Source organism: Halanaerobium congolense (genome assembly GCF_004366375.1).
Lineage (GTDB): Bacteria > Bacillota > Halanaerobiia > Halanaerobiales > Halanaerobiaceae > Halanaerobium > Halanaerobium congolense.
The window spans coordinates 1-10,355 of record NZ_SOEF01000053.1 but is presented as its reverse complement, the minus strand read 5'-3'; the positions used below and the strand labels follow the sequence as shown (position 1 = coordinate 10,355).

Sequence of the window (10,355 nt, the reverse complement as noted above, 5' to 3'; positions counted from 1 at the left end):
TTTTTAAAGTACTGGATAATATACAGAGTTTAGAATTTGGTTGACATTGAATTCTAAAAGAACTGTAAAATTTTAAGAAAATAAAGGAAGACTACAGGATATCTATACCCAATTTTAATAGTGATTTTTACCATAATAACAAAAAATAGATTTTTTTAAAAATTAAACTCAAAAATCTATTTTAAAATCTTAAATCAGATAATTTTAGAGTTAAATCAAAGGAAAATTATATTTTGTGGCTGCTATGAATAATTTAGGATTATGACTTTTAATTAATGAAAGGAGCAGAAAAATGAGTATTGGAATTATAACTGATAGTACCTGTGATCTAAATCAAAAATTAATAGAAAAATATAATATTGAGGTTATCCCTCTATCAGTACATTTTGGAGAAAAAGAATTTAAGGATGGTGTTGATATCAATCCAAAAAGTTTTTTTAAAAAGCTGAATAAAAATAAAGAACTACCACATACTTCAAGACCCGCCCCGGCATTATTTATGAAAAAATACAAAAAAATGCTGGAAAAATATGATCATCTGCTTTCTATTCATATTTCTGCTGCTCTCAGCGGTACTTTTGAATCAGCAAAATTAGCTGCTCGCGAAATAGAAGACCAAAAAATTACTGTTATTGATTCGGCAAGTATTTCTCTAGGACTGGGTATGTTAGTTATTCTGGCAGCAAAATTAATTGAAAAAGATAAAGACTTAAATGATATAATTAAAACCATTAAAAGTGCAAAAAGGAATTTATACTTATATTTTACAGTGAAGGACTTAACTTATATGGAAAAAGGTGGCCGTATCGGTAAAGCGAGCTCATTCTTAGGTTCTATCTTTAGTATTAACCCTGTAATTTCAATTAGTACTGAAACCGGTAAGGTTAAACCAATTGCCAAAGTTAGAGGACCGCACCGGGCTCAGGACAAAATTATAAAAATTATTAAAGAAAAAATTGATAATGAAAAAAATAACTGGCTTGGATTTGCTCATGGAGATCGCAAAGCTGACCTTACAGAGACAAAAAATAAATTAATAGAAGAAGTAAAAAAAGACAAAAATTTGAATCTAAAAATTTTTAACAGCCGCATCAGTGCGACTCTAGGGTGTCATGTGGGACCTACAGTCTATGCTGTTATTGTTTTAAGTGGAGATTTTTTAGTATAAATAAGAGAAAGTGCAGCTCTTACCTGTAAATAGGGAAACTGCACTTTTTTAAATAATTATTTAATAAAAAATAATAACTAATCGAATTTCATAATACGCTTAATTTAGTTTAATTTTAAAAATATTATCTGCAAATTATAAGAATAAGCCTTTTAATTTGAATAATTGGTATAATAGCCTGAAACTCCTGCTTAAAAAGAATATGTTCATAGATATCAGTTGTAATTTTCTAAATTCGAAGCATCAATATCTATTGTTTCAGTGTCTAATAAATCAAAGACCATACTCTGTTGTAAAAGATTATTCATTAGTGGTTTCAGTTCGTCAGTTTCAGATAATTAATAGCCTTTCTAAAAACATGTAATCAATTTAATATTATTATTTAGTCAGCGTGGATATAATAATATTAAAACTTAGTTGAGATATAAGGAGGTTTTGTTAATGCAAAATAAAAGAAAAGAACTAATAAAAGCAGTTTTTGTTGCAGATGCACTTTCATTCGGTGCTCATTGGGTTTACAGTACAGATAAATTAAAGGAAGAATACAGCGGAATAATTGAAGAATATAGAACTCCTATGGCTAAATTCCACGAAGGAAAAGAAGCTGGAGACTTATCACATTATGGTGAACAAGCTTTTGCACTGCTGCAGTCAATCTCTAATAATCAGAGTTTTGATCTAAAGCAGTTTAGAGATGACTGGATTGAGTATTTAGAAAATAATGAGATGTATATGGACCATGCAATGAAAGATTCACTGGAAAAACTTAAGAATTCAGATAATTTTACAGGGGCTGACAATCATGAATTAGGTGGAATTGCACGCAGTCTGCCGTTATTTTTAGAAGAAGATATTATTCAAAAAGATTTTTTAGACCTAGTTCATTTAACTCATAACAGCCAAGTTGTTGATCAGACTGCAAAATTTGTTTTTGCTGTGATTAAAGATGTATTGGCAGGCAAAGATTATAAAGAAGCTATTAAAGCTAATAAAGATTTAAATAAATTTACTGCTGAGTCTTTTGAAAAAATCGGATCTAAAGATAAAATTGTAGCAAATGCAGATGACCGCGGTCAGGGCTGCTCAACTGAGCAGGGCTTTCCAATTGTGCTTGATGTTCTCTGGAATGCTGATGATCTCCTGGAAGCTTTAACACTTAATATTATGGCAGGCGGAGATACTTCAGCTAGAGCAATGGTAATTGCTGCAGTAATGGCAGCGGCTGAGGGATTAGATGCTTTACCAGATAAATTAACTGCTGGTTTTAATAAATCAGAAAATGTTAACGAATTACTGTTAAAGTTAAATTAAGATAATTAATCCACAAACACCTTTAACAGTCGATTCATTAAAAGAATTAATTAAAGAAAAAGACTCTGAAATAGGAGTTGATTTTAATTTTAATATTGATATTTAGGATTTAGGATCAAGCGCATCTCTGAGACCATCACCTAAGATATTATAGCTTAAAACAGTAATAAAAATGAATAAACCGGGTAATAAAAGCCAGGGGAAATCTGAGATTTTAGTAATATTCTGTGCTGCACTTAGCATATTACCCCAGCTGGCAGAAGGTTCCTGGATTCCGAGGCCAATAAAGCTCAACCCACTTTCCATAATAATATAACCTGGAATAGCTACAGTTGCCCTAATTATGACGTAAGTTGCTGTCGATGGAAGAATATGTTTTAAAATGATTCTCTTATCATCAGCACCTAATGCTTTAGCAGCTGCAATATAATCTTCACTTTTAACAGATAAGACCATACCTCTAATAACCCTTGCCATACCTGCCCACCCCTGAAAAGCTAAAATAGAAACGATTAAAAAGAATCTAAAAGCAGAAGAAAGGTCAAGTGGTAGTACAGCAGCCAGTGCTAAGAGTAGATAAAAACTTGGGATAGACATTATCACTTCTACAGCTCTCATAATAACTGAATCAATAAAGCCTCCGTAATAACCTGAGATTCCACCCATGATTAAACCAATAAAAGTAGTAATAAAAATAGCGATGAAACCGATAAATAATGAAACTCGTCCACCATATAAGATTCTCGTAAATAAATCCCGGCCGTAATTGTCACTGCCTAAAATAAAAATAGGTTGATCAGCCTCCACCCCAAATAAATGAATATTGCTTTCAAAAACTCCTAAAAATTGATAGCTGTCACCTTGTTGAAAAAATTTAATTGGATATTTCTTTTCTTTATTAATTTCATACTCAGCCCACCCTTCTTTAACTTCAGTTCCATAAATATAGGGTGAAGTTAAGCCATTTTCATCAGTGAAATGAATTTTAGTTGGTGGATGGAAGAACTTGTTTTTGAAGTTTTTTGTTGAACTGTAGGGAGCAAAAAAAGGCGCAAAAATTGCTAAAAAATAAAGTAGAAAGATAATCACAGCAGCTATCAGGGCAAATTTATTTTTCAATAATCTCGCTAAATTTTTCTGCCAGAGAGTTTTAGTACTATTAACTTTTATTTGATCATCTAATTTTAATTTATGCTGCATATTAACACTCCGGTATCTTAGTATTTATTAAATTTAGATCAATACAAATCAGAATTGATTTTAAGTCAATTTAGATCATTGATATTTTATCCTGGAATCATTTAATGCCAGCAGAATATCTGCAGCTAAATTACCAATAATCAGCATTAAACTTCCCATCATCATTCCAGCCATCGCTAAATATAGATCTTTAGATCTGACTGCAGTCAGCATCATTCTACCTAAACCTGGCCAACCTGTTACGATCTCTGTTAAAGCGGCTCCACTAAAAAGAGAGCTGAGCTGAAAACCAAAGATTGTTATCATTGGATTAATCGCATTGCGAAAAGCATGTTTATAGATTACCTTTTTTTCTTTTAGGCCTTTTGCCCTTGCTGTTCTAATATAATCTTTATTAATTACATCGAGCATTTGTCCCCGCATCTGTCTCATTAAGGATGCAGTACCAGCAGTTCCTAAAACTACGGCAGGTACCAGCAGATGTTTTAGAATATCAATTACTTTTTCCATTGGACTCATATAGTCGTACATAATGCTGGTCATACCATTGATCGGTAAGGGAATGTCAAATCTGACAATAGAAAACAAAAGCAGTAGCGCAAAGAAAAAATTAGGGATAGAAAGACCGATAAAAGAAAAAACACTGAATATATTATCCAAAAAACTGTAACGATGGACTGCAGAATAAATACCAATTGGAATAGCAATCCCCCAGCTGATCAGCATAGCAGCAGCAGATAAAAGCAGAGTATTAAACAAGCGACTGCCAATAATTTGAGCTACAGGAATTCGATAGGTAAATGATTCGCCAAGGTTACCCTGTAAAATTTCTTTGAGCCAGGAAAAGTACTGAATAAAAATATTTTGATCTAAACCAAAATCTGCTTCCATTTTCCGAATTAATTCTTCGGAGATATCTGGGTTCATTCTCAAATCATCTAAATAACTACCCGGTGAAAGCTGCATGATGAAAAAAGAGAGAAGAGAGATTGCAAATAAAAGTGGAATAACAACTAGAATGCGCCTAATTATATAATCTCTCATCGTCTAATTCTCCAGATATAGTTCATGAATATTCCAGAGCACTCCACCATAAGCAGTAACTTCAGTATTTTTAAGGCTGTCTCGTACAGCGTAAAGAGAATTAGGAGTTACTGTATAAATCACAGGAAGTTTTTCTGCAACAATTTCCTGAAATTCATTATAGTATTCTTTTCTTTTTTCAAGATCTACAGTCTGGCTTCCTTTGACAAATAATTCATCAATCCGTTTTTCCCATTCGGTAGCTGGTTCTTCCTGGACTGGATTCCACATGTGAAGATGGCCATTAGACATCCAGACATTTGTTCCCTGATGTGGTTCCACTCCACCTGTTAGACCAATCAAAATACTGTCAAAATTCCACTCGCTGCTTAGTTGATTAACCATTTTGTTAAATTCGATTGGGGTTGAATTAACTTTGATGCCTAATTCTCTTAATTCAGAGGCTATTATATTAACTAAAGACTCACGCACATTATTACCAGCATTGGTAACCATGGTAAATTCAACTTTGTTATTATTAGCGTCCAGGAGTTCACCATTTTCATTCCATTTAAAGCCGCCTTTTTCTAGTTCTTCTCTTGCTTTTTCGAGATTATATGGATATCTTTTTACACCTTCATTTAAATATACTTTATTTGCAATACTTATGGGGCTCCACTGTTTTGTTCCCTGACCTGCCAAAGCTTGATTAATCATAGTTTCTTTATCAAAAGCATGGGCAATAGCCCTTCTAAAATTAAGATTTGTAAACCACTCATATTTATAAGGCTCATCCTCCAAATTAGGATTACGGGGATTCATATTAAAAACTAAAAAATTAGTGCTAAAAGTTGGTCCAGCATCTACAACAGAAAAATTATTGTTTTCAGATTCTGCTTTTATTCTGCGGTAATCAATTCCTCTGACAGACAAATAATGAGTTTGACCTTTTTCAAACAGCAGTGATTCGGTCTCCTGGCTTTCAGCAATAACTCTAATCCATCTATTAATATAGGGTAGTGTTTTGCCGTTTGGATCTTGACGCCAGTAGTAATTGTTTTTTTCCATTACTACTCTTTCTCCATTTTTGTAATCTACTAATTTAAATGGTCCAGTACCAACGATTTCGGCAGGATCAGTATTAATTCCCCAGCTGTTATTAAATTCGCCCTTTTCCCAGGCTTCATTAAGTTTGTGTTTGGGAATGATTGGGGCCGTCATATTATTTAAAAATGGAGCAAAACTTTCTGGTAAAGTAAATTGAACAGTGTATTTATCAATTTTTTTGTATACTGGAAATTCACCATTAACTTTCAAAACATCACGACTGCTGGTGGGAATATTCTCATCTTTAATTACATCAAAGGTAAAAATTACATCATCGGCTTTAAATTCTTTTCCATCACTCCACTGAACTCCTTCTCTTAAATAAAAAGTATATTTTCTACCATCTTCAGAGATATCCCAACTTTTAGCCAGCTCAGGCTCATATTCAGTAGTGACCCCATTACGGGTTACTAAGCCTTCAAAAATATAGCCATCAGTAATAGTAGAAGAAGATGTTTCTTTAGCAATAATTGTATTAAATGTTTTTGGATCACCCAGTAAAGTTGTAATCAGAGTTCCTCCGTGCTGCCCCTGTTCTTTTTCTGAAATCCAGGGGTCTTTTAATTCTGCGGCTGCGCTGATATTAAAAATAAATAGAATTAATATTAATATTAATATAGTAATAATTTTTTTAGTCATTTTAATCTACTCCCTTCTCCTTAAAGTACTTATTAAAATAATATTCTTGTTAAAAGAGTCAAATCCTGCAAAATTCTTAAGCTATTTTTACTTTTGAATTTGAGAAAAAAATAATTTTTAAAAATTATTGAATTTAAATTCTTAATATGTTAGACTAACATCTAAATTAATTTAGGAGAGAGAAGGGGAGGAGATTATGAAAACATTAGAAAAAGCAGTTAAATTTATTGGGGATTATTTTATTGTTTGGACGATTATAGCAGCAGTGATAGGTTTTTTTCAGTCATCTGTTTTTGGGTGGGTTCTGCCCCAAGTGACCGTGTTACTTGGAATTATCATGTTTGGAATGGGGATGACTTTAGAGGTTGAAGATTTTAAAAATATTTTAAAAAATCCCAAAGAAATTTTCATAGGCTCATTGGCACAATTCACATTGATGCCTTTAATTGCCTTTGGTTTAGCAGTTGTTTTTCAATTACCGCCAGAATTAGCAGTAGGAGTAATTTTAGTAGGTACATGTCCTGGTGGAACAGCATCAAATGTAATGACCTATCTAGCAAAAGGGGATGTTGCACTTTCAGTTTCAATTACAACTTTATCTACATTTCTAGCACCAGTTGTAACTCCTTTATTAACAGTCTGGCTTGCCGGAAAGTGGATTCCAGTTTCAGCAGGTGCGATGTTTATTTCGATAGTTAAGATTGTTTTAATCCCAATAGTTTTAGGGCTTATCATCAACAGTTTATTTGGCTCTAAACTAAAGGCTGTGACTAAATCATTACCAGCTGTTTCAGTAATAGCAATAGTTTTAATTGTTGGTGGAGTTGTGGGGGCTAATTCCGGGAAAATTGCTACAACAGGAGCGGCAATATTTTTAATTGTAATCTTACATAATGTACTTGGTATTATAAGTGGTTACTTCTTAGGAGATAAGCTAAGTTTGGAAGAAGCCAAAAAGCGTGCTTTAAGTATTGAGGTTGGTATGCAGAACTCCGGTTTGGCAGTTTCTTTAGCTGTTGCACATTTTAGTCCTGCAGCCGCAATACCTGCAGCTATCTTTAGCGTTTGGCATAACATCTCGGGACCATTAGTTGCCACTTATTGGTCCAGAAAGACAGATAGTTTAGCAAATAAAGAGCTGCAGCAGGAAGCAAAAGTTTCATAAGAAAAATTGTAAAATAATAAATGATAAACTGGAAAAGGGTCTAAAGCAAAATCTGCTTTGGGCTCTTTTTTGATTTTAAACAAGGAAAAAATTAATAAACATAGAATATATATAATAGAAAGAGTTATTAAAAATAGATTTTACAGAAAAATTATGTTTTAATTCAAATAAAGGTAATTAGGAGGCGATATTTTGAAAGCATTTAAAGCATATGATATTCGAGGAGTATATAATAAAGATTTTAACAAAGAAGATGTTTATAAAATTGGATATTTTCTACCAGAACTGCTGGCAGCTGATGAAGTATTAGTTGGTTATGACGATCGCGAATCAACCCCAGAGGTATTCGAAGCTCTGGCAGCTGGTATTACAGACCGGGGAGCAGATGTCTATAAAATTGGATATGCAACAACACCAATGGTTTATTATGGGACTGCAAAACATGGTTATAAGGCATCAGTGATGATAACTGCTTCTCACAACCCACCTGAATATAATGGCTTAAAAATTTCTAGAGAAAATGCACTGCCTGTAGGTTATGATTCTGGTTTAAAAGAATTAGAAGAAATGATAGAAACTAAGGAAGTTAAACCAGTTGGCAAAAATAAAAAAGGTAATATTTTAGAACATGACTTAAAAGCTGAATATATAGAATTCCAGAAATCATATCTACCAGATTTATCAAAACTCGACCTTTCAATTGATGTTTCTAATGGAATGGTTGCAATTTTAACTGATGCAATCTTTGGTGATCAGCCCCATTATTTATATAATGAACTTGATGGAACTTTTCCTAATCACGAAGCGAATCCTTTAGAAGCAGAAAATAGAGAAGATCTGAAAGAATTATTATTGGAAAAAGGTTCTGATATGGGACTTATTTTTGATGGTGATGGAGATCGGGTAATGTTTTTAGATGAAAAAGGAAACTTTATTTCTCCTGATTTAATTATTGCTTTACTGGCAGAGTACTATATTAAGCAGGGCAAGGGAAAAAATGTCTTATATGATATCCGTACTTCCTGGTCTGTCAAAGAGCATATTAAAGAGCTGGGTGGTAATTGTCATATGTGGAAGGTGGGTCATGCCTATGCAAAACTGAAGCTTAGAGAAATAGATGGTATTTGTGGAGGAGAACTTGCCGGTCACTATTATTACAAAGATTTTTTCTACTGTGACTCAGGAATGCTGACTGCTTTAGTTGTCTTAAATGTTGCCGCAAGATTAAAAGACGAGTGCAAGACTATTTCTGAATATATTGCTGAATTAGATAAATATGCAACTTCTGGTGAGGTTAACTTTAAAATTGAAAACAAAGCAGAGGTAATGGAGAATTTAAAGGATTATTTCTTCGAGAAACAAGAACCAGTAAGTTTTTATGATTTTGATGGTTACCGTTTAGAATACAAAGATTGGTGGTTTAATGTAAGACCTTCAAATACTGAACCATATTTAAGATTAGTCGTTGAAGCTAAAACCGAATCTGTGCTTGCAGAAAAGTTAGCTGAAATCAAAAAAGTCATGGATGTTGACTAATCAAAGTTTAATTAATTGAGCTTCATCTAAGAAAGGGGCGGGTCCTATGAATATTCCTGTTAAAAGATGGTATGAGGCTGTGTTGACTCGTTATTCTCAACAAAAATATATGACTAAAGAAATTAAGCCATTTACTATAAAATCGCTTGAGAAGAAATTTGAAGAATTAAATAATATTTATCCAGAAGTCAGAGTAAAATTAATAAAAAAGTCTGTTAAAGATATTTTACCTGCTTTAAAAGGTAAATATGGTAATTTCACTGAATCTCCTGCGTTTATCGCTTTTATTTTAAATGACAATGGTGAACACCGCTGGACAAAAATGGGCTACATTGGTGAAGCAGCTATTTTAGAAGCTACAGCCCATGGATTAGGCAGTTGTTGGATTGGCGGCAGATATGTTCCTGAAAGATCAAATCTTAAAATTGATTTGGAAAGAGGCGAGCGCTTAGTTGCAGTTAGTCCTATTGGATATTCATCAGAAAATTATAATTTAACCCGACATTTTATCTCGAAACTCTTTCCGCATCGAGACCGTAAAGATATAGAAGAATTATGCCCTGATGGTTATGATTCAGATTGGCCTGGTTGGGTAAAAAATGCCATCAAAATAGCCAGTTATGCTCCTTCAAGACTAAATAGACAGCCCTGGCGTTTTTACTATGGTGAAGGTAAATTAGTTGTAGATTGCAAAAGTGAGCCTTCAGCTTACAGAAGATTAGAATGTGGAATTGCACTTCTCCACTTAGAAATAGGAGCTTTAGATGGTGGAGTTACTGGAAGAATTGAATTTGGTGGTTTAGGACTTGCTTCTTTTGTTAAAGATAATTAAATTATAAAAGATAATTGAATATAATAATTTTAAAATTTAAAAACACTAAAAGTCGCGGTTTTAATTCCGCGGCTTTTTTGATGCCAGTTTTAATAAAAAGGATTCAGCAGCTATCTCTAGAATATTAATAATAAGTTAATATATTTTTAACTTGAATTCGGCAAGTAAAAATACCGAATCCAGTTATGATAATCTTTAAACAGTAAATCTAGTTCAAATTTTTTTGAATAAAAAAAATAGAATCTCCCTTAAGGTTTGTGGTAAAATGTTTTTAGGACAAAAAACCATACCAAAACCAAAAAGGAGATTCTGATATGAGTTTACCACAAAACAACAATAAAATAAATAGTTTTAACAAATTAAATATTCCAGCT

Annotated in this window: 8 protein-coding genes; 5 read left to right on the top strand and 3 right to left on the bottom strand. The window is 32.9% G+C overall.

What is annotated here, in order from left to right; translation table 11 throughout:
• Positions 1 to 292 precede the first annotated feature (292 nt).
• Together C7954_RS12825 and C7954_RS12820 are read left to right on the top strand one after the other, a co-directional pair.
• Positions 293 to 1,168 carry a DegV family protein gene (locus tag C7954_RS12825; RefSeq protein ID WP_089719421.1) on the top strand — a complete coding sequence of 292 codons (876 nt, stop codon included), beginning with the start codon at positions 293 to 295 and terminating at the stop codon, positions 1,166 to 1,168.
• A gap of 441 nt (positions 1,169 to 1,609) precedes the next feature.
• Positions 1,610 to 2,479 (top strand): ADP-ribosylglycohydrolase family protein, encoded by an 870-nt coding sequence (locus tag C7954_RS12820; protein WP_089719423.1) that lies wholly within the window; start codon positions 1,610 to 1,612, stop codon positions 2,477 to 2,479.
• A gap of 102 nt (positions 2,480 to 2,581) precedes the next feature.
• Here C7954_RS12820 and C7954_RS12815 read toward each other — a convergent pair whose 3' ends face one another.
• The 3 genes from C7954_RS12815 to C7954_RS12805 all read right to left on the bottom strand — a co-directional run bounded on the left by C7954_RS12815 (position 2,582) and on the right by C7954_RS12805 (position 6,448).
• Complete coding sequence (locus C7954_RS12815) at positions 2,582 to 3,679, bottom strand: ABC transporter permease (RefSeq protein WP_134060232.1); 1,098 nt, start codon at positions 3,677 to 3,679, stop codon at positions 2,582 to 2,584.
• 75 nt (positions 3,680 to 3,754) lie between these two features.
• Complete coding sequence (locus tag C7954_RS12810; protein WP_134060230.1) at positions 3,755 to 4,723, bottom strand: ABC transporter permease; 969 nt, start codon at positions 4,721 to 4,723, stop codon at positions 3,755 to 3,757.
• Between the two features lie 3 nt (positions 4,724 to 4,726).
• Positions 4,727 to 6,448, bottom strand: a complete 1,722-nt coding sequence (locus tag C7954_RS12805; RefSeq protein WP_134060228.1) for an ABC transporter substrate-binding protein — start codon at positions 6,446 to 6,448, stop codon at positions 4,727 to 4,729.
• A gap of 196 nt (positions 6,449 to 6,644) precedes the next feature.
• Between C7954_RS12805 and C7954_RS12800 the strand changes: the two genes are divergently transcribed.
• From C7954_RS12800 to C7954_RS12790, 3 genes are all read left to right on the top strand, one after another.
• Positions 6,645 to 7,613 carry a bile acid:sodium symporter family protein gene (locus tag C7954_RS12800; RefSeq protein WP_134060226.1) on the top strand — a complete coding sequence of 323 codons (969 nt, stop codon included), beginning with the start codon at positions 6,645 to 6,647 and terminating at the stop codon, positions 7,611 to 7,613.
• Positions 7,614 to 7,805: 192 nt separating this feature from the next.
• Positions 7,806 to 9,149, top strand: coding sequence for a phosphomannomutase/phosphoglucomutase (locus C7954_RS12795; protein ID WP_134060225.1), 1,344 nt, complete (start codon positions 7,806 to 7,808; stop codon positions 9,147 to 9,149).
• Between the two features lie 46 nt (positions 9,150 to 9,195).
• On the top strand, positions 9,196 to 9,981 hold the full coding sequence (locus C7954_RS12790; RefSeq protein ID WP_134060223.1) for a nitroreductase family protein: 786 nt from the start codon (positions 9,196 to 9,198) through the stop codon (positions 9,979 to 9,981).
• Positions 9,982 to 10,355 lie beyond the last annotated feature (374 nt).